This is a genomic window from Vibrio sp. S17_S38 (genome assembly GCF_014694375.1).
Lineage (GTDB): Bacteria > Pseudomonadota > Gammaproteobacteria > Enterobacterales > Vibrionaceae > Vibrio.
The window spans coordinates 53309-77052 of sequence record NZ_JAAUWW010000001.1 but is presented as its reverse complement, the minus strand read 5'-3'; the positions used below and the strand labels follow the sequence as shown (position 1 = coordinate 77052).

Annotated in this window: 19 protein-coding genes; 13 read left to right on the top strand and 6 right to left on the bottom strand. The window is 40.2% G+C overall.

The genetic code is table 11. The annotated features are described in order from the left end of the window. Positions 1 to 14: 14 nt before the first annotated feature. Positions 15 to 755 carry a YciK family oxidoreductase gene (locus tag HC725_RS00355; RefSeq protein ID WP_190329778.1) on the bottom strand — a complete coding sequence of 247 codons (741 nt, stop codon included), beginning with the start codon at positions 753 to 755 and terminating at the stop codon, positions 15 to 17. 200 nt (positions 756 to 955) lie between these two features. Between HC725_RS00355 and sohB the strand changes: the two genes are divergently transcribed. Together sohB and focA are read left to right on the top strand one after the other, a co-directional pair. Further along, a complete protein-coding gene (gene sohB / locus HC725_RS00350; RefSeq protein ID WP_190329777.1) occupies positions 956 to 2017 on the top strand; it encodes a protease SohB in 1062 nt (353 codons plus the stop codon). 278 nt (positions 2018 to 2295) lie between these two features. Then, positions 2296 to 3144 (top strand): formate transporter FocA, encoded by an 849-nt coding sequence (gene focA / locus HC725_RS00345; protein ID WP_190329776.1) that lies wholly within the window; start codon positions 2296 to 2298, stop codon positions 3142 to 3144. Between the two features lie 142 nt (positions 3145 to 3286). Here the strand turns inward: focA and HC725_RS00340 are convergent, their stop codons facing one another. Next, positions 3287 to 3544 (bottom strand): DUF2498 family protein, encoded by a 258-nt coding sequence (locus tag HC725_RS00340; protein WP_190329775.1) that lies wholly within the window; start codon positions 3542 to 3544, stop codon positions 3287 to 3289. A 294-nt stretch (positions 3545 to 3838) separates the two neighbouring features. On the opposite strand from HC725_RS00340, the gene topA reads away from it, so the two are divergent. Then, complete coding sequence (gene topA, locus HC725_RS00335) at positions 3839 to 6475, top strand: type I DNA topoisomerase (protein ID WP_190329774.1); 2637 nt, start codon at positions 3839 to 3841, stop codon at positions 6473 to 6475. A gap of 103 nt (positions 6476 to 6578) precedes the next feature. Here topA and HC725_RS00330 read toward each other — a convergent pair whose 3' ends face one another. Further along, positions 6579 to 7547: a LysR substrate-binding domain-containing protein gene (locus tag HC725_RS00330; RefSeq protein WP_190329773.1), complete on the bottom strand. Its 969-nt coding sequence runs from the start codon at positions 7545 to 7547 to the stop codon at positions 6579 to 6581. A 175-nt stretch (positions 7548 to 7722) separates the two neighbouring features. Then, a complete protein-coding gene (miaE, locus tag HC725_RS00325) occupies positions 7723 to 8484 on the bottom strand; it encodes a tRNA isopentenyl-2-thiomethyl-A-37 hydroxylase MiaE (protein ID WP_190329772.1) in 762 nt (253 codons plus the stop codon). 156 nt (positions 8485 to 8640) lie between these two features. On the opposite strand from miaE, the gene HC725_RS00320 reads away from it, so the two are divergent. The 6 genes from HC725_RS00320 to serS all read left to right on the top strand — a co-directional run bounded on the left by HC725_RS00320 (position 8641) and on the right by serS (position 17651). Next, positions 8641 to 9876 carry a methyltransferase gene (locus tag HC725_RS00320; RefSeq protein WP_190329771.1) on the top strand — a complete coding sequence of 412 codons (1236 nt, stop codon included), beginning with the start codon at positions 8641 to 8643 and terminating at the stop codon, positions 9874 to 9876. A gap of 270 nt (positions 9877 to 10146) precedes the next feature. Next, positions 10147 to 10641: a leucine-responsive transcriptional regulator Lrp gene (lrp, locus tag HC725_RS00315; protein WP_190329770.1), complete on the top strand. Its 495-nt coding sequence runs from the start codon at positions 10147 to 10149 to the stop codon at positions 10639 to 10641. Positions 10642 to 10947: 306 nt separating this feature from the next. Then, complete coding sequence (locus tag HC725_RS00310) at positions 10948 to 14148, top strand: DNA translocase FtsK 4TM domain-containing protein (protein WP_190329992.1); 3201 nt, start codon at positions 10948 to 10950, stop codon at positions 14146 to 14148. A gap of 65 nt (positions 14149 to 14213) precedes the next feature. After that, positions 14214 to 14828, top strand: a complete 615-nt coding sequence (lolA, locus tag HC725_RS00305) for an outer membrane lipoprotein chaperone LolA (RefSeq protein ID WP_190329769.1) — start codon at positions 14214 to 14216, stop codon at positions 14826 to 14828. 71 nt (positions 14829 to 14899) lie between these two features. Further along, positions 14900 to 16249: a replication-associated recombination protein A gene (locus HC725_RS00300; RefSeq protein ID WP_190329768.1), complete on the top strand. Its 1350-nt coding sequence runs from the start codon at positions 14900 to 14902 to the stop codon at positions 16247 to 16249. A 91-nt stretch (positions 16250 to 16340) separates the two neighbouring features. Continuing rightward, positions 16341 to 17651: a serine--tRNA ligase gene (serS, locus tag HC725_RS00295; protein WP_190329767.1), complete on the top strand. Its 1311-nt coding sequence runs from the start codon at positions 16341 to 16343 to the stop codon at positions 17649 to 17651. Between the two features lie 96 nt (positions 17652 to 17747). Here serS and HC725_RS00290 read toward each other — a convergent pair whose 3' ends face one another. Continuing rightward, positions 17748 to 18341: an ATP-dependent zinc protease family protein gene (locus HC725_RS00290; protein ID WP_190329766.1), complete on the bottom strand. Its 594-nt coding sequence runs from the start codon at positions 18339 to 18341 to the stop codon at positions 17748 to 17750. 90 nt (positions 18342 to 18431) lie between these two features. Further along, positions 18432 to 19793, bottom strand: coding sequence for an adenosylmethionine--8-amino-7-oxononanoate transaminase (gene bioA / locus HC725_RS00285; protein ID WP_190329765.1), 1362 nt, complete (start codon positions 19791 to 19793; stop codon positions 18432 to 18434). Between the two features lie 111 nt (positions 19794 to 19904). Between bioA and bioB the strand changes: the two genes are divergently transcribed. The 4 genes from bioB to bioD are packed head-to-tail and all read left to right on the top strand — an operon-like array spanning position 19905 to position 23639. After that, the gene (bioB, locus tag HC725_RS00280; protein ID WP_190329764.1) at positions 19905 to 20951 is read left to right on the top strand and encodes a biotin synthase BioB; all 1047 of its coding nucleotides are present in this window, start codon (positions 19905 to 19907) and stop codon (positions 20949 to 20951) included. A gap of 11 nt (positions 20952 to 20962) precedes the next feature. Next, on the top strand, positions 20963 to 22150 hold the full coding sequence (gene bioF, locus HC725_RS00275; protein ID WP_190329763.1) for an 8-amino-7-oxononanoate synthase: 1188 nt from the start codon (positions 20963 to 20965) through the stop codon (positions 22148 to 22150). Beyond that, positions 22150 to 22962: a malonyl-ACP O-methyltransferase BioC gene (bioC, locus tag HC725_RS00270; protein ID WP_446751341.1), complete on the top strand. Its 813-nt coding sequence runs from the start codon at positions 22150 to 22152 to the stop codon at positions 22960 to 22962. The genes bioF and bioC overlap by 1 nt, the downstream gene beginning before the upstream one ends. Continuing rightward, positions 22959 to 23639, top strand: coding sequence for a dethiobiotin synthase (gene bioD / locus HC725_RS00265; protein WP_190329762.1), 681 nt, complete (start codon positions 22959 to 22961; stop codon positions 23637 to 23639). Before bioC ends, bioD begins: the two co-directional genes overlap by 4 nt. Positions 23640 to 23744: the final 105 nt, after the last annotated feature.

Genomic DNA, 23744 nt, shown 5'->3' with positions numbered 1-23744 from the left:
ATTCCAAATTTAGGTTATTTAGGCTGAGCGTCAATACATTGTCCCTGCATGGCTACGCATTTATTGGACATTAAATACAAGTAAAGCGGCATGATTTCTGCGGGGGTTTTTAATAAATAAGCATCTTCAGCCGGATAAGCTGAAGCCCGCATTTTAGTACGAGTTGCACCTGGATTGATCGCGTTCACTCTTACATTAGTGTCGGTTAACTCGTCAGCTAAGGTTTTCATCATACCTTCGGTAGCAAATTTAGAAATAGCATAACTTGCCCAATAAGCCTTACCAACATGCCCAACTGTTGAAGAGGTAAATACGATACGGCCATGATCTGAAAGAAGTATTAAGGGTAAAACAGCTTGAGTCATTAGTAGCTGCGCTTTCACATTAATTTTCATGACTTCATCAAAAGTAGACTCTTCAATTTGTTCAAATGGAGTCAGGACGCCTAGCATACTGGCATTGTGTAAGATGCCATCTAATCGGCCAAATTGTTGCTTAATGGTGGATGCCATATCAATGTAGTGCTGTTTAGTTGCTCCTTGCATATCAAGAGGAATGATCGCGGCTTGAGGATAACCTTTTGCTTCAATTTCATCGTACACAGCTTCTAATTTGGCTACGGTTCGCCCTAGTAAAATTACGGTAGCGCCAGATTGGGCATAATGCAAAGCGGCTTCTTTCCCAATACCATCACCAGCTCCAGTGACTAAAATGACTTTATTGACGAGCGCATTGGCAGAGACGTTATAATTCACAAAGTTTTCCTTCTGACAGATCTGTGATCTCGGGCGAGATAAATTGAATTGTGAAAATAGGAGATTTCTAGCCCTATTTAAATTTATCTATATTTGAGTATGGTTAGGTGCGTTCTTTTACGCTTTATTTTAGGCAGACGCTGCACCTTAAGTTGTTTCGGTATACAATACACCAATTGATTGTATATGAGGAAATGACATTGGAATTTTTGTTGGATTACGGATTATTTTTAGCCAAGGTTGTGACATTTGTTGTTGCGGTAATTGCATTGATTATTGGCATTAAGACTTTAGGTGGTAAAGGAGCAAACTCAAGTGGTGAGCTTAAAGTTACCGATTTATGTGAAAAGATTGATAATACAATTTCACAATTGGAAGCGCATATACATGATGAAGCTTATTTAAAAGCTCGTCATAAAAGTGAAGTTAAAGTCGAAAAAGAAAAACTTAAACAAGAAGCTAAACAAGCGAAAAAAGCCGCTAAATCAGGCGAGCTAACTAGCCAACGTAAACCTCATTTGTTTGTCTTGGATTTCAATGGCAGTATTGATGCAAAGGAAGTGAGTAGTTTACGAGAAGAGGTTACCGCTATTTTATCTGTCGCTAAATCTGACGATGAAGTGTTACTGAGGCTCGAAACTGGCGGTGGAATGGTGCATGGTTATGGTTTGGCATCATCTCAACTTGATCGCTTAAAGAAAGCGAACATACCGTTGACTATTTCAGTTGATAAAGTTGCCGCAAGTGGTGGTTATATGATGGCATGCGTGGCTGATAAAATCGTTTCAGCACCTTTTGCTATTGTGGGATCTATCGGCGTTATTGCTCAAATTCCTAATTTCCATAAAGTGTTGAAGAAAAATGATATTGAATTTGAACAATTAACTGCAGGTGAATATAAGCGAACGCTTACCATGTTTGGTGAGAATAGTGATAAGGCTCGTGAAAAATTCAAACTTGAGTTAGAAGAAACGCATGTGTTATTTAAAGATTTTATCCATGAGCATCGCCCGGCTTTAGATTTAGAAAAAGTTGCCACAGGTGAGCATTGGTTTGGTTCTAAAGCATTGGAATTAGGATTGGTTGATGAAATTAAAACTTCTGATGATCTGATTGTTGAGGCAACAAAAGATAAAGCGGTTCTAGCTCTGCATTATGTGAAAAAGAAAAAATTATCGGATAAATTTGCAGGCACAGCGGCTAAAACAGCAGATAATGTCTTTTTGAAGTTATTATCACGTGGTCAAAGGCCGATTATTTAATCTACCTCCTTAGAGTTAAACTGATTTATATCAACCTTTATGTAATTAAGCTCACTTGATAGTGAGCTTTTTTATAAAATGAAATATTGCATTTCTGTACTTTTGTGCCCTTTTTATGGCGTATTATTTATTTTTGATACCAATTTCCGAGCATTTCTAATGAAAGTTTGAAAAGTATAAGCTTGTTAGAGACCGATATAGGGACTTGAATTTGAATACTACAAAGCGCAAGATCGACTTTCGCCCATCGGTTTGTATCAAAATGTTACGAGAAAAATATGGAAAACAATCAATTTGAATCGTTAATGCCAGCAGAGATGGCACAAAAAGCCGCAGAAGCTGGCGCTTATAAAGTAAAGAAGCCATTTTTTAAAACCTTTATGCTTGCCATTACCGCTGGTATGCATATTGGTATTGCCTTTATTTTCTACACGACAGTGACAAGTGGTACTCAAGATATTGCACCAGGACTTTCACATTTTGTTGGTGGTATAGCGTTCAGCCTTGGTTTGATTTTAGTGGTTGTCACCGGAAGCGAATTATTCACCAGTTCGACCTTGACGGTGGTGGCGAAAGCGAGTGGTTTGATTACATGGAGCCAGTTAGTTAAAAATTGGATTCAAGTGTATTTTGGTAACCTTGTTGGCTGTTTAATTCTTGTTGGTATTATGCTTGTCGCTCAACAATACATGAGTGATAACGGTGGCATTGGCTTGAATGCTATGCACATCGCACAGCATAAAATGCACCACAGCTTTGCTTCAGCGGTTGCCCTTGGCATTATGGCTAATTTATTGGTTTGTATTGGTGTCTGGATGTCTTATGCCGGACGTACCGTAACCGATAAAATGCTTATTTTGATTTTACCTGTTGCCATGTTTGTCTCTTCAGGTTTTGAGCATAGCATCGCAAATATGTTTCAAATCCCATTTGCGATTGGTATTAAAACGTTTGCACCAGATAGTTTTTGGCAAATGACGGGTACAACTGCAAGCCAGTTTGCTGATTTGAATATAGTGGATTTTATTGTTAATAACCTGATTCCGGTTACGATTGGCAATATTATTGGTGGTAGTGTGTTTGTCGGTATTTGGTTCTGGTCTATCTTTTTACGTAAGTCTAAATAAAGGATAAATAGGCATTAAATACTAATATCAAAATGTTAAATTGATTTGAAGTACCCCCAATCGTTATAAGCGTAACGTTGGGGGTATTTTTGTCGTAAATTTAATTATTCAATGTTCTGTAACGATTAGTATTTTGTAGTGATTAATGCTCTGTATGCTCTAACGTAAATTCTTTTGAAAGGTGCAAAGCGAGGTATTTGAACATATTAAATACCGCAGTACTTTTGGCTGTCGGTAGGCCTTGTGCATCTAAAAAGTATTCACCTTTAAAAATCAGCACATCATCTTTTTCGGTCACGGAAGTAGCGCGCATACCTTCGATATAGTTTTCATTTTCTTGAATTACTTGATTGGCAATCATAAGAAGCTCTAATTCAGAAATGCTTTTTTTCTCAGTCATAATAAATCTGCCTGTAGATTGGAAGTGATGAATATCAAACCTTACTTGCTTTAGTGTAAAGCGAAAAATTTATGAAGTTAAATAAAACTTAGCGGTAAGTATTGAGTTAGATCATCGTTTAGCGTATTTGAATGAAAGTGGCTTTTTTGCTTAGTTGTCGAGCATTTAGTACGAAAAATGAAAAAACAGGTTGATCTTATTCAAAACTCACTCGATAGTAAAAAAAGAAGCAGTTTTATAAAAGTGCATGCAGATAATAAAAAATGCAGCCGATGAGGATGTTTAGAATTAGTTATGGGTAAATCTCTTGTTATCGTGGAGTCACCAGCCAAAGCAAAGACGATCAACAAATATCTTGGAAAAGATTTTGTAGTTAAGTCGAGTGTTGGTCATGTGCGTGACTTACCCACTGCCGGTCAGAGCAGTGGTAAAAAAGCAGCGGCTATCTCAACCAAAGGTATGAGCCCAGAAGACAAAGCTCGTATTAAAAAAGAGAAAGACAAGACCGCCTTGATTAAAAAAATGGGTATTAACCCTTTTAATGGCTGGGAAGCGAACTATCAAATCCTACCCGGTAAAGAAAAGGTGGTTGCTGAATTACAAAAACTTGCCAAAGATGCAGATTGCATTTATCTCGCAACCGATTTGGATCGCGAAGGAGAAGCCATCGCGTGGCACCTTCGTGAGATCATCGGTGGTGATGATTCACGCTATAAACGAGTAGTATTTAACGAAATTACAAAAAATGCCATTCAGCAAGCATTTGAAACTCCAGGCGAGCTCAATATAGATGGTGTCAATGCGCAGCAGACTCGTCGTTTTCTCGATCGTGTCGTTGGCTTTATGGTTTCACCGCTGCTCTGGAAGAAAGTGGCACGAGGCTTATCAGCTGGTCGGGTTCAATCTGTGGCTGTAAAACTGCTGGTGGAACGTGAGCGTGAAATCAATGCATTTATTCCTGAAGAGTTTTGGGATATTCATGCTGATACAAAAACTCAGGATAAAACAGATTTTCGTTTATTAGTCGCGCAAAAAGATAGCGTGTCATTTAAGCCTGTCAATGAAACCGAAGCAAAATCGGCGTTATCGGTATTAGAAAAAGCAAAATACGAAGTCTGTAAACGTGAAGATCGTCCAACTTCAAGTAAGCCGTCTGCGCCTTATATCACGTCTACATTGCAGCAAGCTGCTAGTACACGCTTAGGTTATGGCGTGAAAAAGACCATGATGCTCGCTCAGAGGCTCTATGAGGGTGGTTACATCACTTATATGCGTACTGACTCAACTAATTTGAGTTCAGAGGCTGTAGAGGCTTGCCGCGGCTTTATTCAATCTGAATTCGGTGACGCTTACCTCCCGGGAAAAGCACTGGTTTATGGTAGTAAAGCGGGTGCACAAGAAGCGCATGAAGCAATACGCCCTTCAAGTGTTGATGTCAAAACAGATGATCTGCAAGGTATGGAAGCCGATGCGCATAAATTATATTCATTAATTTGGAATCAATTTGTTGCATGTCAAATGATGCCGGCAAAATATGACTCAACTACGGTTAGTGTCAAAGCCGATGAGTACACACTCAAAGCGAAAGGCCGTATTCTAAAGTTTGACGGTTGGACACGTGTTCAACGTCCAATGGGCAAAAATGAAGATCTGATCTTGCCTGCGGTGAGTGTTGGTGACACATTAGCCTTGCAACAACTCGATCCTAAACAGCATTTTACTAAGCCGCCAGCCCGTTTTACCGAAGCTGCATTGGTAAAAGAATTGGAGAAAAAAGGCATTGGTCGCCCTTCAACTTATGCTTCTATCATTTCAACGATTCAAGATCGTGGTTATGTCAAAGTAGAGCAGCGCCGTTTCTATGCTGAAAAAATGGGTGAGATTGTTACAGACCGATTAGATGGTAGTTTCAATGATTTGATGAACTATGACTTTACCGCACGGATGGAAGCAAAACTCGATTCGATAGCAGAAGGCTCGATTACTTGGACACAAGTTCTTGATGATTTCTTCAATGATTTCACCACTGATTTGGATCAAGCTGATTTAGATGAATCCGAAGGTGGCATGACACCAAATAAGATTGTTGAAACCAACATTGAATGCCCGACTTGTTCTCGTCCAATGGGAATTCGTACCGCATCAACTGGCGTATTCCTCGGTTGCTCTGGTTATGCTTTACCACCGAAAGAGCGTTGTAAGACAACGATCAATTTAGGTGATGAAGATGGTATTATTAACGTTCTTGAAGAAGATGTTGAGACTGCGGCACTTCGTGCTAAAAAACGTTGCCCGATTTGTGAAACCGCAATGGATGCCTATTTAATCGATGACACGCGTAAAATGCATGTTTGTGGTAATAATCCAAACTGTGATGGTTATGTGGTCGAATTTGGTGAATTTAAGCCAAAAGGTTATGACGGTCCATTGGTTGAATGTGACAAATGTGGCTCAGATATGGTGTTGAAAAATGGCCGTTTTGGTAAATATATGGGTTGTACCAGTGAAGACTGTAAAAACACCCGTAAGATTTTACGTAATGGCGATGTCGCACCACCGAAAGAAGATCCAGTGCATTTCCCAGAGCTGCCTTGTTCGAATTCAGATGCTTATTTTGTATTACGTGATGGCGCATCTGGCTTATTTATGGCTGCGAGTAATTTCCCTAAATCTCGTGAAACTCGCGCACCTTTAGTGGCGGAAATAGCTGAATACAAAGACCGTATTTCGCCTAAATTCCAATATTTAGCCAGCGCACCTGCAGCTGATCCTGATGGTTTACCAACTGTCGTGCGTTTTAGTCGTAAATCGAAAGAGCATTATGTGCGCTCTGAAGTGGATGCGAAACCGACAGGATGGACCGCTTTATATAATAACGGTAAGTGGGAAATCACGGATAAACGTAAAAAACCTAAGAAAGAATCTGAATAAAGTTATATTATTTAGCTCGAAATAAAAGAAGCCCCAGTGATTTAGCTATCATTGGGGTTTCTTTATTATTGGGTAGTGCTGATTGGGATAATATTGTTGGTTTTTAATATTCAGGCAGCACAAAATTCTCGGCGAGCTTCTTAATCTCTAAATCATTCATTACCACAATTTTTTCCATCGTTTCTCGCGTGAGATGTGGGCAGAAATGTTCGATGAAATCATAAGTATGCCGTTGCAAGAAAATATTGCGACTAAAGCATATCCACGCACTACAAGATGGAAGTTCATCAATATCAATAGTCACAATATTGTCATCATGGATATTATTGGCGGCAACAGATGCCACAATACCAACACCAAAATTCAAGTTGACGTATTTTAAGATCACATCGACATCCATAACTGTCATAAAGTAATGGGGAGTCAATCCTCTTTCTGAAAAGGCTTTTTCTTGTACTAATTTACCGGTTGAACCTGCTTCGTAACTAATTATTGGATATTGTGAAATATCGTCTAAAGTGACTTTGGATTTAGTGGCCAAAGGATGGTTTTTAGGAACAACCAGTGACATTCTCCATAGGTAAGCCGGTAAAATAATGGCGTTCGACTCAGGCTTGACATCTTGAGCGACAATAGAAAAATCAGAATGTCCTTTAGGAATCAAAGATCCATTCTTATCAGGTTGTACTGACCCTATATGGAAGGTGATTTGTGGGTAACGTTTGACAAATTTATTGACGGTATCGGGTAATATAAAACGAGCGATAGTATTCGTGGTATATATGTTAAGGCAGCCATTATCAGGATTCACGAATGTTTTTGATATTTCGAGAATTTTACTTTCAATCTCGAGCATCTTTTCCACTTCATTTAAAATTAATTTTCCTTCTGGTGTGATGGAATTTAAATGTTTACCTTTACGTTCGAAAATCTTTAAACCTAACTCAGACTCAAGTAAGCCGATTTGTTTACTTACACCTGGTTGAGTGGTGAATAAACTTTGAGATGCCAATGAGATATTTAAATCGTTTTTTACGATGGCACTTAAATATTTAAGCTGTTGTAATTTCATCCGTTATTCCTATCATCCATATATACTCATATTACTTAAAGCTACAGCTTTGCAAAAGAGATCATACCTGAGCACATATTCATCTATTTGAAGTTAATGCTTTAATAATTTAAAGATGCTTGATTATTGAGTCTCTGGCAAGTGAAATAATGACTTAATATTGGGAGGATAGTTATTAGATTTGAGTGGGGCTACCACTATGAAATCGAAAGTGTTTATCTGGTCGTTGTATTAATTGGGCCTCATGCTGACCTATCAGGGCTACTCGTTCGCTAATATCACCATCAGCAATACTCTTAGCAAGATTTAAATAATCTTGATAGTGACGAGCTTCTGAGCGTAATAGTGAAACATAAAAGCTGTTTAGCTCATTATCCAAAAATGGCGCTAATTTTGCGAAGCGCTCGCATGATCTTGCTTCAATATAAGCCCCAATAATGAGCTTATCAATTAACGCTTCAGGCTCGTAGTGACGAACCATACTCATTAGCCCTTTAGCATATGAGCCAGCAGTCATATTTTGGTATGGAATATCGCGAGTTTTCATTATCTCGAGTACTTGCTCGAAATGATGAAACTCCTCTTTGATAAGCCTGACCATGTTATCGACTAAATCTCGTCCATATGGTGTGTTCTTTTTGACGGCTAAACTGGCTGACTGCATGATGCTTTTTTCTGGGAAACTTATATCTCGAATGCACTTATAAACATAATCTTCATAAGGTTTCGCCCACTGCATAATTATGGCTGCACTTTCTTGGGTTACAGCATACTTTCGGAGCAAAAACATTGCCGTTTGCGCAGCTTTTAGCTCGCAGTTACAATGATCAATCAGTAGTGAGCGAAGCTGCTCTGGTTGTTTAGCTTTCTCAACCCATGCATCCGGTGTGGTGCACTGTAAGAATGAGTGGATAGGTGAGAGGAGCTGATGTGACATAATAGCGATAAGCCTATTCAAAATATTTGATGGCGTGATGTTATCACAGCGTACTCTGGTTTTGGAACGCTGCTTTCTTTACTTATTCGGTAGTGATTTGACTATTTTTGAAACTATACCGATGTCATTGGTTATAAAGTAAGGCGGTATTTTAGCGTGGATAGTCAACTATCTAATCAATTTATAGATCTGGATTGTCTCTTACAAAAAACATCCAATCTATGGCGATTTGAGCCGTTCCAACAAAGTTTTCATTTAGATTTACCGTGGCAACAGACTCATCCTGAACTGTGTCAATTCTTAAATGAATTAACGGAAAATGATATTTTTCGACTTAAGCAGGATACCTCGGATCTCATCGCGTTACTTACACCTTATATTCCTGAGTTAAATTTTGTAGTCGATTTATGTCAATTAGAACTATTGAAATCGGAAGAATTAGTGTTACCTCAAGGTTTTGATGTAGGAATTCCTGGCCGTAAATGGCAACAAGTTTGCGCTATGGGGTGGGCTGCGTTAAAAATGCAATTTCCTGATGATTCAGGTGAATGGCTTGAATGGTGTGCGGGGAAAGGATATTTGGGGCAAGTAATAGCACAACAGTCTCAACGTTTGGTTACCAGTTTAGAATGGCAGAACTCGCTTTGTCATTCAGGGCAAGTGCTAGCCGATAAGCGCCAATTAATGATGAGTTTTGTACAGGGTGATGCTTTATCACAGGAAGTGAAGCTAATTATGAAGCCAAATCAGCATGCGGTTGCTTTACACGCATGTGGTGATTTACATGCACATTTAATAGAATTAGCTCAAGATGTTGATCTATCAGCTTTGACCATTTCTCCTTGTTGTTACCACTTAACGCAATTCGATACTTATCAAGCTTTGTCTGTACTTGGCAAAAAGTCTTCTTTGCTATTATCTAAAAATGAATTGCGGATCCCACTACAAGAAACCGTGACGGGTGGTAAAAGAGTGCAATTGCACCGACGACAAGAAATGACATATCGTTTAGCGGTAGATTGTTTGTTGCGAGAAGAATTAGGAGAGCGACAATATACACCTTTACCCAGTATTAAAAAATCTGAATTAAGTTTAGGTTTTGAGCATTTCTGCTGCTGGGCTAATCAACAGCCCTCATATCAGAATAAACAGTTGTGTTTACCCTTAGATGATCTTGATATTAGCTTAGTCAGGGGAGAGCAGAGGTTTATACAAATGGAGAGAGTGAGTTTGGTCCAGCAAGTGTTTCGCCGCGCATTAGAAATGTGGCTGGTGTATGACAAGGCATTAAGGTTAGAACAAGATGGTTATTTGGTGAGTCTGAGCCTATTTTGTACGCGTGATATCACGCCGAGAAATATTCTCATACAAGCACAAAAACGAAATAGGTAGCCATTCCTCTGGGTTTATTTTTTATGGTGGTACCAAGATCAGGTGGTTAAGCGTGTTTGTGTCCTTGTTATATCGATTTTATTGGTTTATATACCTATTTTTAGGTTATTCATCGGATAAAAATGAAGTATAGTAGTGTTTCAGTAATATTTGATACTGAGAATATCGTTTGTATTTGAAACTTCGCTTTCAGTGCTTTAAGTATAGATATTAAGACAACAGAAATAAAAACAGAGTACATTTTGCAGGGACGTAATTAAGGTGGAATTAATGTCAGATAATTATAAAAAACCGTCTAAGGATTTGGACCGGATTGACCGCAACATTTTAAATGAATTACAAAAAGATGGTCGCATTTCAAATGTGGAACTGTCTAAAAGAGTAGGGCTCTCTCCTACACCATGTCTAGAGCGTGTTCGTCGCTTAGAACGTCAAGGTTATATTACCGGTTATACGGCTTTACTTAACCCGCAGTATCTTGATGCTTCACTACTAGTTTTCGTAGAAATCACTCTAAACCGTGGTGCGCCTGATGTATTTGAACAATTTAATACGGCAGTACAGAAGCTAGATGATATTCAAGAATGTCATTTAGTTTCAGGTGATTTCGATTACTTACTGAAAACGCGTGTATCGGATATGAGCGCCTATCGTAAGTTACTTGGTGATACTCTTCTTCGTCTTCCGGGTGTAAATGACACTCGTACTTATGTCGTGATGGAAGAGGTAAAACAATCTAGTCAGCTTGTGATTCAAACCCGATAAAACAAAATTTGTACGATTGCTGTCAGGATGCGTTCAAATCTGCATCTTGGGAGGCTTTGGCTATAGGTTTTTTTTCTTGTTTCGGGTATTGTTAGCAGGTGTTGTCTACCGAGCGGCTTAGGCCGCTCGTCGTATTTTAGGACCACCGAGTTCATTATGTTTATCAGTTTTTCTTATTGGTTGTTTACGTTAATAAATTGAAAATAACCGTATATAAAGCCAAAGAATAATAGCAGATTACTTATAAACGTGATTTTCAGTTAACGCTCGGAATAGGGGCAAATTTTGTTTACGTATAGCAAAAAAATTTTCAAACAAAACAAAGCGAAAACCGTGACTATCGTTAAAGCCAAAGAAACGAAGCAAAGGTTTCGTCTTAATGGCTCTCAACGCCTAAAAGAGGGCGGTTTTATTCTTGGGCTATTAGTAGCTATCTTGATGATGGTATCACTTTTCTCATTCGATCCTGCGGATCCATCATGGTCGCAAACTGCATGGGGCGGTATTGTCCACAATGCTGGTGGTTATATCGGAGCGTGGATTGCAGACACGCTATTCTTTACTTTTGGCTCTTTTGCCTATCCTTTGCCTTTTATTATTTTGGGGGCTAGTTGGGCATTTTTCCGCTCGCGTGATGAAGATGAATCGATTGATTTATTGTTGTGGGGAACACGATTATTAGGTTTAGTCGTTATGTTACTGACCAGTTGTGGGCTTGCCGACATTAATTTTGATGATATTTGGTACTTTTCTTCAGGCGGTGTAGTAGGTGACGTATTAACGTCTTTGGCTATGCCAGCTCTTAATAACCTTGGTTCGACCTTGGTTTTCATGTTCTTGTGGGGAGCGGGTTTTACGCTTCTAACGGGTATTTCATGGTTAACTATTGTGGAGAATTTAGGCCGAGGATCATTACGTATTTGTCAGCGTTTATTTAATCGTGCACGTGGCGAAGAAACTGCTGTGGTTTCTTCCGCAGGTTTCCAGAAAAAAGAATTAGCATCTCTGAAATTTGATGATGTTGAAGAACAAGATTTATCATTACAGTTAGGTGCTATTGATGATGTTAATGAAGACGATGTTGCTGAATTGCCTGAGCAGAAAGAGAAAAAATCGCCACGTTTTAATATTCATTTCCCACGTAAAGTTTCGAAAAAGCAGCAGAGTGCACACCAAGAACCTGTTATGTCAGCAAGTCATTCAATTGAGCCAACTGATGAAGAGCTGAATGATCCTTTGTTTTCTGCGCCATCGTCTTCAACTCCGGTAACTAATGTGACGTTTTCTGAGCATTCTCATGTGCCTATTCAGTCTCAAAACCGTTACCAGAACCCGAATGCCACAATTGCAGAACTTGATCAACAAGCTGAGATGGAAGGGGATTTTGTTCCTCAAGAATCGGTTTCTCAGACGTCGGCTGCCCAAAATTCAGCGACTCAAGCGCCAGCAACTCGACCTAATACTTATCAGCAGAACGCATCAGTCGTGCCAAGTGCTTTTGAGCAAGAGACAATGGCACCTATTGAAGCGCCAACTCAAGTCTCTACGCCATTTTCAGCAAAACCGCTGACGGATGATCCTTTAATTTCAGATCCTGCTGTTTCTGAAGAGTTGACGACGAATAGTCAACCGATATCGACAGAACATTTGGACGTTGATGACGATAGCAACATTCCATCATTTGGGACTATGGACGTAGAGCTTGATACTGAATCTACAGTTTTATTTAATACATCAATCGTTGATCCGGTAGCTAATAATCAACCAACAGTAAATAGTGACGCATCAGCACCGATGTTTAGCTCGGCAGCGAGTGAGCCAGCATCTGTTACCCAAGATACTTCTGAGGTCAATTCTTTAGAAGAGGGTGTTAGCAGAACTGAGCCTGAAATGCCGAATGATGCAGATGCAGCCGCTTTCCAAAATATAGTGGCAGCAGCTCAAGCGAAAAAAATGGCATCACAGAATCCATTTTTAATTCAATCGGATCATAACCTGCCGGTGCCAACATCACCAATGCCGACGCTGGAATTGTTATACCACCCAGAAAAGCGTGAGAGCCATATTGATCGTGATGCATTGGAAAATATCGCACGTTTAGTTGAATCTAAGTTAGCCGATTATAAAATTGAAGCACGGGTGGTGGATATTTTCCCCGGCCCTGTGATTACACGTTTTGAACTCGATCTTGCACCTGGTGTGAAAGTGAGCCGTATTTCTGGTTTATCGATGGATTTAGCCCGTTCGCTATCGGCAATGGCAGTGCGCGTTGTAGAAGTCATTCCTGGTAAACCTTATGTTGGGCTTGAATTGCCAAATATGAGTAGAGAAACTGTCTATTTATCAGATGTTATCAACTCCGAGCAATTCCAAAATAACAAATCACCTACGGCAGTTGTGTTAGGGCAAGATATTGCGGGTGAAGCCGTTGTGGCTGATTTGGCGAAAATGCCACACGTATTAGTAGCTGGCACAACTGGTTCGGGTAAATCAGTTGGCGTAAACGTTATGATTTTAAGTATCTTGTATAAAGCAACGCCAGAAGATGTCCGCTTTATCATGATCGACCCGAAAATGCTGGAACTGTCTATTTATGAAGGCATCCCTCATTTACTTTCAGAAGTTGTGACTGATATGAAAGATGCATCTAATGCTCTGCGTTGGTGTGTTGGCGAAATGGAACGTCGTTATAAATTATTATCTGCTGTTGGAGTTCGTAACCTTAAAGGCTACAACGAGAAACTCAAAATGGCAGCGGCGGCGGGGCATCCAATTCATGATCCACTGTGGAAACCAGGTGACAGCATGGATGAAATGCCACCGCTGTTAGAAAAGCTGCCATCGATTGTGGTTATTGTGGATGAATTTGCTGACTTGATCATGGTTGTGGGTAAGAAAGTAGAGGAACTGATTGCTCGTCTTGCACAAAAAGCGCGTGCTGCGGGTATTCACTTAGTGCTTGCTACACAACGACCATCGGTAGATGTCATTACTGGCTTGATTAAAGCTAATATTCCCGCTCGTGTGGCATTTACAGTATCAACCAAAACCGATTCACGTACTATTTTGGATCAAGGTGGGGCAGAGTCGTTATTAGGCATGGGTGACATGCTTTATTTACCTCCAGGTTCTAATCATACCGTTCGTGTGCATGGTGCTTTTGCTTCAGATGATGATGTACATGCGGTTGTTAATGATTGGAAAGCACGTGGCAGACCGGTTTACATTGATGAAATTATCCATGGCGAACCTACCGCAGAAAGCTTGCTTCCAGGTGAGCAGTTAGAAGGCGAAGAGGAAATGGATCCGCTTTACGACCAAGTGGTGGAGTTTGTGACCGATTCACGCCGTGGTTCCGTTTCTGGTGTACAACGTCGATTTAAAATTGGCTATAACCGAGCTGCGCGTATTGTCGAGCAATTAGAAGTTCAAGGTATAGTGAGCTCGCCGGGTCATAATGGTAATCGTGAAGTAATTGCTCCGCCGCCAGTAAAGCAGTTCGACTAATATAACCTTTGTACTTGGCCTTATAAATCTAGCTTCAAGTACTGTTAGACACAAAGGATTTAACAATGAAAAAATGGTTTAGCGTATTTTTATTTACGACAGTGACAAGTTTGTTGAGCTCCGGAGCTTTTGCTAATGGTAAGAATGAGCTTAGTTCTCGCTTGAGTTTAAATGATGGATTCAGCAGTGATTTTACTCAAACAGTGACCAGCCCTGAAGGCGAAATACTGATGGAAGGCAAAGGTAGCGCTGAAGTTTCTCGTCCAAGTTTATTTCGATGGGAAACTAAAACACCAGATGAGACTCTATTAGTTTCTGATGGGAATAGTGTGTGGTATTACAGCCCGTTTGTTTCTCAAGTGACAATTTTGAGCCAAGAACAAGCGACAGCACAAACGCCTTTTGTTTTGCTTACACGGAGTAAAGCCAGTGATTGGGCGCAATATAATGTGACTCAGAATAAAGATACTTTCACTTTGAAACCAACAGCATCAGATACCACTGTTGGGACATTTCAAATTCAAATTGATAACAATGGCGTAGTAAAAGCGTTTAATGTTATTGAGCAAGATGGACAAACAAGTGAATTTGTATTTAAAAACGTTAAACTTCAAATACCAAGTAAATCTCGTTTTACTTTTCAAGTTCCGAAAGGTGTAGAGGTTGATGACCAGCGTTAAGCTCAAGCATTAATAACGGCTTGAAGTACAAATGAAGTAATGCAACGTAACAAAGTGGATATCCTAAGATTATGAGCAATTTTAGTTTGGACTTTACTTCGGATGATGATTTTCGTCCGCTAGCGGCGCGTATGCGCCCAATGACAGTCGAGCAATATTGTGGACAACAACATATTCTTGGGTCTAATAAGCCGCTTCGCCGAGCTTTAGAAGCTGGGCATATTCATTCTATGATTCTATGGGGCCCACCCGGAACAGGTAAAACGACTCTTGCTGAAGTGGCGGCGAACTATGCCAATGCAGAAGTTGAACGTCTTTCTGCAGTAACTTCAGGCGTTAAAGATATTCGCCTTGCGATTGAAAAAGCGCGTGAACATAAGCTATCAGGGCGTAAAACGATTTTATTTGTGGATGAGGTGCATCGCTTTAATAAAAGCCAGCAAGATGCATTTCTTCCTCATATTGAAGATGGCACCATTACTTTTATTGGTGCAACGACTGAAAATCCTTCCTTTGAATTAAATAATGCATTGTTGTCTCGTGCAAGAGTTTACAAGTTAACCGCGCTAGATTCTGCTGATATTTTAAACGTTCTCAACCAAGCAATCGAAGATCCAGAGCGGGGTTTAGGTAATATTGCTGCGCAATTTGAAGATGAAATATTAGAAAGATTGGTCGATCTTGTGAATGGCGATGCTCGCATGTCGTTAAATTATCTTGAGTTAATTTATGATCTTGCGGAAGAAAACGAAAAAGGTATCAAAATTATCACTTTGGCATTACTTGCTGAAGTTGCAGGAGAAAAAATTGCCCGCTTCGATAATAAAGGTGATATGTGGTATGACTTAATTTCTGCAGTGCATAAATCGATTCGTGGTTCGAACCCCGATGCTGCTTTGTATTGGTCGGCTCGTATGATTGCGGCAGGTTGTGACCCTTTATATATAGTTCGTCGATTACTTGCTATTGCCTCTGAAGATATTGGGAATGCCGATCCAAGAGCGATGCAAATTGCTATTTCTGCATGGGATTGCTTTACGCGAATCGGGCCCGCGGAAGGGGAGCGCGCGATTGCTCAAGCGATTGTATATTTAGCCTGCGCGCCTAAAAGTAATGCAGTTTACACGGCTTGGAAGCAAGCTCTGCAAGATGCCCATAATCAACCTGAATACGATGTTCCTTTGCATTTACGCAATGCGCCAACGAGCCTAATGAAAGATTTAGGCTACGGCGTAGAATATCGTTATGCTCATGATGAGCCGGGTGCTTACGCGGCAGGTGAGAGTTATTTCCCTCCTGAAATGGCGCAAACTCGTTACTATCAGCCAACCAATCGAGGCTTAGAAGCAAAAATAGGCGACAAGCTAGAATATTTGGCTGATTTAGATGAAAAAAGCTCACAAAAGCGCTATCAAAAGTAGTGCTTTTTGGGTATCGTTTTAACCAGTAATTTTATTTTCCTCATAAGCAGTGTTTCGCTGCTTTTTCATACTTAGACCAACAGGATTAGCAATGCTTGATTCTAAATTATTTCGAACAGAGCTGGATGAAACAGCTGAAAAACTAGCCCGTCGTGGTTTTACTTTGGACGTAGAAGCTCTTCGTAGCCTTGAAGAACTACGTAAGTCTTTACAAACGAAGACTGAAGACCTACAGGCACTACGTAATTCCCGTTCGAAATCCATTGGTCAAGCAAAAGCAAAAGGCGATCATGAAGAAGCTGAACGTATCATGCTGGAAATTGGTACTTTAGGCGCTGATCTTGATGAAGCAAAAGCTGCATTGATTGAACTTCAAACTCAGATTGATGGCATTACTTCGGCGATTCCCAATATTGCCCATGATTCAGTTCCTCAAGGTAAAGATGAAGATGAGAATGTTGAGATCGCTCGTTGGGGTGAACCAAAATCGTATGACTTTGAGTTAAAAGATCATGTTGATTTAGGTGAAATGGGTGACGGTCTTGATTTTACTAGCGCAGTAAAAATCACCGGCTCTCGCTTCATCGTTATGAAAGGCCAGTTTGCTCGTCTGCATCGTGCGATTGCTCAGTTTATGCTTGATCTTCACACAGAAGAGCATGGTTATACTGAAATGTATGTACCATACCTTGTGAATACCGACAGTTTGTATGGCACGGGTCAAATGCCTAAGTTTGCTGAAGACTTATTTCATACTCGTCCATTAACCGAGCAAGTCAGTGATGAACCATTAAAGACATTATCTTTGATCCCAACGGCAGAAGTGCCTGTGACTAATATGATGCGCGATACCATTACGGATGAAGCTGAATTACCAATTAAGATGACAGCACATACGCCATGTTTCCGCTCAGAAGCCGGATCTTATGGGCGTGATACTCGTGGCCTGATCCGTATGCACCAGTTTGATAAAGTGGAATTGGTTCAAATTGTGAAACCAGAAGACTCTATGGATGCTTTAGAAGAGTTGACCGGCCATGCAGAGAAAGTACTTCAATTGCTAGAGCTTCCATATCGTAAAGTGGTGTTATGTACTGGTGATATGGGCTTTGGTGCAGCGAAAACTTATGATTTAGAAGTATGGGTTCCAGCACAAGAAACGTATCGTGAAATCTCATCTTGTTCAAACTGTTGGGATTTCCAAGCCCGTCGTATGCAAGCACGTTTCCGACGTAAAGGTGAGAAGAAACCAGAATTGGTTCATACATTGAATGGTTCTGGGCTTGCAGTTGGTCGAACTATGGTTGCGATCCTTGAAAACTATCAACAAGCTGATGGCCGCATTGAGATCCCACATGTATTGCGCTCATACATGAATGGTGCGACTCATATCGGTGGATAAGATTAGCTGACATGCTTATTGAGTAAGTTAAAATAAAAACCGAAGCATAATCTGCTTCGGTTTTTTAATATCATCCAATTAAGATTTAAAGGAAGCTTATTTCTCTGTAGGTTCAGCTTTTTCTGCGGTCTTAGTTTCTTCTACAAGCTTCACTTTAGGCTGAATGTAGGAATGAGAGACATCTACAATAGCCTCATTATCAATAAAAGTGCGCCCAATTAATACTGGGAATTCTAATTGGTTACGATCGACTAAAGTAAAATCAGATTTGGTTTTATAGTCACCAATTTGAATGTCGATAGTCACTACAGGGCGAGATTCGGATGCTTTACTTGTACTCGCTTGTTTGACTTCTACCCAACGTTTCACCGGCATAGTGAACTGTTTCGAGGTCTCGTCATCGTGTGATAGTTTAAAATCGACCATCGACTTACCATTTTTCTTATAAGTCCGGATATCAATTGCACTGATAGAAGAGGTGGTTGCACCAGTATCAATACGTGCTTTGACGTTATGATTTATGGCGGCGATATATATCCATTCGACCTCGCCGAGAATCAAGCTACCATTCTTTACATGTGTGGCTACTTCAATATCTTTCGCTGTAACTGTACTGACAGGTTGAACTTTTTCAGCCGCAATGGCGGAAAAGGAACAAGAAAATAAAGCGACTACTAGCCATTTGAACATAGTGGGAAACCTTTTGATGTCATTATAATAAAACTGACTAAATTCTAGCATAAAGATTACCCGACATGCGCGATATGCCAAGCTTCTTTGTCAATTTTCTGTCGTTAAAAAACAGTCATCTTTCTCTAATGCACTTCCAATGACGTTAAGTAACAGTCCAATATGTTCTGATTTTGAGATATAAGGCGGCATAATATAAATCAACCTGCCAAATGGCCGTATCCAGACACCATGTTTTACAAAGTGCGCTTGGATGACTTCCATATTGACTGGTACATGTGTTTCTACTATTCCAATAGCACCAAGCCAACGCACTGATTTGACCCTAGCATAGGATTTAAATTGAGGCAGATTTTCTGAAAATATGGTTTCAATATCTAAAACTTGTTTTTTCCATTCTTTGGTTTTTATCAGATCTAAGCTCGCAGTTGCCACCGCACATGCTAAAGGGTTCGCCATAAAGGTTGGGCCATGCATAAAGCAGCCCGCTTCACTACTACAGACAAAATCAGCCACTTTCTTACTGACTATGGTGGCGGCAAGCGTCATATAACCACTGGTAAGCGCTTTACCTATACATAAAATATCAGGTTGGATATTGGCATGCTCACAAGCAAATAATTTTCCGGTACGCCCAAACCCAGTCGCAATTTCATCAACAATTAAAAGGATTTCATATTGATCGCATAATTGACGTACACCTTGTAGGAATTGCGGGTGATAAATTCTCATACCACCCGCCCCTTGCACGATAGGTTCCAAAATAACCGCGGCTAGTTCTTGACCATACAACGCTATCTTCTGTTCAAAATCGAGAAGATCATTTGGATCAAACTCGGGCCATTGTCCATCTTGGATTTGATAATTTTGGGGTGATTTAGCAAAGATATGTTCAGGTAAAAAACCCTTATACATCTGATGCATAGAGTTATTAGGATCAGTCACTGACATAGCAGCAAACGTATCACCATGATAACCATGTTCTAGTGTTAAGAATTTTGAGCGTAAGGGAGTATTACTCATTCTTCTTTGCGTTGATTCTTTGCCATACCAATACTGCAGCGCCATTTTTAGTGCAACTTCTACAGAGACAGATCCTGAATCGGCTAAAAAAACGTGCTCAAGGTTGGATGGTACTAATGACAAAATATTTTTGCATAGACTGACAGCGGGCTGATGAGTTAAGCCACCAAACATGATGTGTGACATTTTATCGATTTGTTGGTGCGCAGCTTGATTGAGTTGAGGATGGTTATAACCATGTATAGCTGACCACCAAGAAGACATTCCATCCACTAGATTTTGACCATCTTCTAATTGAATTATCACACCATTAGCCTGAGTCACTGGGTAACATGGTAGAGGATTTATAGTCGAAGTATAAGGGTGCCAGATATGCTGCTGATCAAACTCGGTGTCTACTCGAGAAGATTTGTTTAATTCACGACTCATTGTAAACCTGTTTATTAATTTAAAGTTGACAGTGTATCCGCTGTGAGTAGACTAGCCAAGCTTTAACAAGTGCTAGTTTATGGCATTCATCAAAATAATAAGGAACTCACTGTGGAAGCTCGTCATTACTGGAGTGTTCAGCAAGTACAGACACTTATCGATAAACCTTTTATGGATTTGTTGTTTGAAGCCCAACAAGTGCATCGTCAATATCAACAGAGCAATCATGTGCAAGTTAGTACATTACTTTCGATTAAAACGGGTGCTTGTCCTGAAGATTGTAAATATTGTCCACAAAGTGCGCATTATCGTACCGATGTTGAAAAAGAGCGTTTGATGGAAGTTGAGCGAGTATTGGATGCGGCGCAAAAGGCTAAGCACTCAGGTTCAACACGCTTTTGTATGGGAGCTGCTTGGAAGAATCCCAAGCAAAGAGATATGCCATATTTAACTGACATGATTAAAGGTGTGAAAGATTTAGGTTTGGAAACGTGCATGACGCTTGGCATGTTAACGCCAGATCAAGCCACTCAGCTTTCTAATGCAGGTTTAGATTATTACAATCATAACTTGGACACTTCTCCTGAGTTTTACGGCAAAATAATCACCACTAGAACTTATCAAGATCGCTTAGACACCCTTTCTCATGTCCGTGATGCGGGAATGAAAATTTGTTCTGGTGGCATTATTGGAATGGGAGAAAGTGTTTCTGATCGTGCCGGTTTATTAGTTGAGCTTGCGAACTTACCAACTCAACCAGAAAGTGTACCCATTAATATGTTGGTGAAGGTTAAAGGCACACCAATGGAAAATGTTGAGGATGTTGAACCGTTCGATTTTATCCGCTTAATTGCAATTGCACGGATTATGATGCCTCAATCGGCAGTTCGTCTCTCTGCTGGACGTGAAAATATGAATGAACAGATGCAAGCTTTGTGCTTTATGGCGGGTGCTAATTCTATTTTTTACGGTTGTAAGCTATTAACCACGCCCAACCCTGAAGAAGATACCGATCTTCAATTATTTGAAAAACTAGGGATCAACCGTCAACAAATCCATCAAAAACCAGATGATGTTCAAGAGAATGATTTGTTGGATCAAGTAATCGAACAAGTTGTGGCTCGACCGACAGCAGATGATATTTTCTATCAAGCATAAGGTCTGAAATTATGTTTGAACAACGAATAGCTCAGCAGCTGCAAGGGCGACAACAAGCAGGATTATCCCGTAGTTTACATGCTGTTAATATGGGAAGGAACGCGCAGTTAATGAATGATAAACAGCAATCATTTGTGAACTTTTCGAGTAATGATTATTTAGGTTTGGCTCAAGACCCTGAATTACGCCAAGCATGGCAACAAGGTTTAGCAAAGTATGGGTGCGGAAGTGGAGCGTCTCCTTTAGTCACTGGCTTTAGTTCTGCACATGCCAACTTAGAATCCAAGTTATGTGAATGGCTCGGATTTGAAAGGGCGGTTTTATTTAGTTCGGGCTTCAGTGCCAATCAAGCCATGCTGTTTACTTTACTGCAATCAGGCGATGTATTGATTCAAGATAAGCTCAATCACGCTTCATTAATTGAGGCTGGTTTATTATCTGCGGCAGAGATGATTCGTTTTAAACATAATGACGTGAATCAACTTAATCAACAATTACAAAAGGCTGCGAATGACCGTAAATCCAGATTGGTGGTAACGGAAGGCGTATTTAGCATGGATGGTGATCAATCTGATTTAGCGGCTATTCATCAAGCCTGCCTTAATCATCAATCATGGCTTGCGGTCGATGATGCTCATGGGATTGGAGTGTTAGGAGATGCCGGCGCAGGAAGTTGTGCTGCAATGAGCATTAAACCTAATATTCTGGTTGTTACCTTTGGCAAAGCATTTGGTTTATCGGGTGCAGCCATTTTATGTGACCGTAATTCGGGGGATTATCTGACTCAGTTTTCACGTCACCATGTTTATTCTACAGCGATCCCACCATCACAAGCATTCGCACTATCTCATGCGATTGAGATGATCCAAACGCAGCAGTGGCGTCGAGATAAGCTTCAAGATCTCAATGGTTATTACCAAGAAGGGTTAGATAATATAGCTGGATATGTCGCGACTAAAACTACAATTAAACCTTTTATCTGTGGATCGAATGATAAGGTTATGCATTTCTCTGAACAGTTGAAGCAATACGGTTTTTGGGTTGGCGCGATCCGTCCACCGACAGTAGCGAAAAATAGTGCTCGCTTACGCATAACACTAACCGCGAATCATAGTGCTGAACAAGTCATGCAATTAACTACATTACTCTCTGAGGTCGTTGAAATTTCTGACCAATATACAACTAGTGAGGCAGTGTAATGCAGACCTCAACGATGTTATTACCAAAAGTTGAACAAAGTTTCATAGATAAACAAGCGATCGCGCAAGCATTTAGCAAAGCCGCGAGTACCTATGATCAACATGCGGCATTTCAACGAGATGTTGGCCAAAGACTGATGGATAAATTACCTCAAGATCTCACCGGATTATCGGTATTAGATTTAGGCTGTGGAACTGGCTATTTCACTGAGCAATTAGCCCAGCGCGGGGCAAAAGTGACCGCATTTGATTTATCTGATTCGATGCTAGAGCAATGCCGCAAACGCTGTGTCTCGCTCTCGGTTTCATATCAACAAGGTGATGCTGAAATACCGCCATTTGAAAACAATAGCTTTGATATTGTATTTTCCAGTCTGGCGATTCAATGGTGTCGTGATTTAACTCGTTTATTTAAAACTGTCATGAATTTATTAATACCGGAAGGTCAGTTTTATTTTTCCTCCCTTCTTGATGGATCTTTGTATGAACTACAACAATCATGGGCTCAAGTTGATGCAAATCAACATGTGAATAAATTTCATCTACGTGATGAGATAAACTTTGCGTTAGCTCAATCACCTATCAAATCCTATCACGTAGACTCAATTAAAATTCAAGTTTGGTATGCTTCTGCTTTTGAATTAATGAAAGATTTAAAAGGAATTGGCGCGACGCATGTTTCTGGAAGAGCTTCAGGCTTAACCAAGCGTCGCTCATTACTGGATGTCGAACAAGCATATCGACAATATTGTAATCCATTAGGTCAGTTTCCTGCGACCTATCAAGTTTGCTTAGGACTTATTGTAAAATGATTAATTCAGTATTTATTGCCGGCACGGATACCGATGTCGGTAAAACTATGGTATCTCAGGCGTTATTACGTGCTTTTTCAGAACAAGGGCTTTCAACATCAGGTTATAAGCCAGTGGCTTCTGGTTCTGAAATGACAGATCAAGGCATGAGAAACTCAGATGCACTCCACTTACAATCAGCATCAACCATTGAGTTAGAGTATGACGTGGTGAATCCATACACTTTAACGATGCCCGCATCCCCGCATTTTGCCGCGCGAACAGAGGGTGTTGTGATTGAATTTGACACACTCTCATTGACACTTACTCAGCATAAATCAGCAGCCGATATTGTTGTTGTTGAAGGCGCTGGTGGGTGGCGAGTACCTATATCTGAACACGAATATTTATCAACGTGGGTTCAACAAGAAAAATTACCCGTCATTCTTGTTGTGGGTGTAAAACTAGGTTGTTTGAGCCATGCTATATTAACAGTCGAAGCGATTGAAAGTGATGGTTTAGAAGTGGTTGGTTGGGTTGCCAATAGAATTAATCCAGGCACCGAGCATTACGCGGAGATTATTCGTATGTTGGAATTAAAAATAAAAGCGCCAAAATTAGGTGAAATTCCATACTTACTTGGCTCAAAACGTAAAGATGCGAATAAGTATTTAGATGTATCTAGTTTGCTAGAATAATCGATTGTTGGTTTAAAGGATATTCGTTACATAAAGAAACGCTGCTCTAAATAGAGCAGCGTTTTTGCTATTAACTTTGTATATAGACAGGGCCTTAAGTGAGGT

Bases quoted from the DNA above. Each gene is read 5' to 3' on its own strand.
- focA (WP_190329776.1), top strand. From the start codon at position 2,296: ATGGAAAACAATCAATTTGAATCGTTAATGCCAGCAGAGATGGCACAA.
- HC725_RS00340 (WP_190329775.1), bottom strand. From the start codon at position 3,544: ATGACTGAGAAAAAAAGCATTTCTGAATTAGAGCTTCTTATGATTGCC.
- topA (WP_190329774.1), top strand. From the start codon at position 3,839: ATGGGTAAATCTCTTGTTATCGTGGAGTCACCAGCCAAAGCAAAGACG.
- HC725_RS00330 (WP_190329773.1), bottom strand. From the start codon at position 7,547: ATGAAATTACAACAGCTTAAATATTTAAGTGCCATCGTAAAAAACGAT.
- miaE (WP_190329772.1), bottom strand. From the start codon at position 8,484: ATGTCACATCAGCTCCTCTCACCTATCCACTCATTCTTACAGTGCACC.
- lrp (WP_190329770.1), top strand. From the start codon at position 10,147: ATGTCAGATAATTATAAAAAACCGTCTAAGGATTTGGACCGGATTGAC.
- lolA (WP_190329769.1), top strand. From the start codon at position 14,214: ATGAAAAAATGGTTTAGCGTATTTTTATTTACGACAGTGACAAGTTTG.
- HC725_RS00300 (WP_190329768.1), top strand. From the start codon at position 14,900: ATGAGCAATTTTAGTTTGGACTTTACTTCGGATGATGATTTTCGTCCG.
- serS (WP_190329767.1), top strand. From the start codon at position 16,341: ATGCTTGATTCTAAATTATTTCGAACAGAGCTGGATGAAACAGCTGAA.
- HC725_RS00290 (WP_190329766.1), bottom strand. From the start codon at position 18,341: ATGTTCAAATGGCTAGTAGTCGCTTTATTTTCTTGTTCCTTTTCCGCC.
- bioA (WP_190329765.1), bottom strand. From the start codon at position 19,793: ATGAGTCGTGAATTAAACAAATCTTCTCGAGTAGACACCGAGTTTGAT.
- bioF (WP_190329763.1), top strand. From the start codon at position 20,963: ATGTTTGAACAACGAATAGCTCAGCAGCTGCAAGGGCGACAACAAGCA.
- bioC (WP_446751341.1), top strand. From the start codon at position 22,150: ATGCAGACCTCAACGATGTTATTACCAAAAGTTGAACAAAGTTTCATA.
- bioD (WP_190329762.1), top strand. From the start codon at position 22,959: ATGATTAATTCAGTATTTATTGCCGGCACGGATACCGATGTCGGTAAA.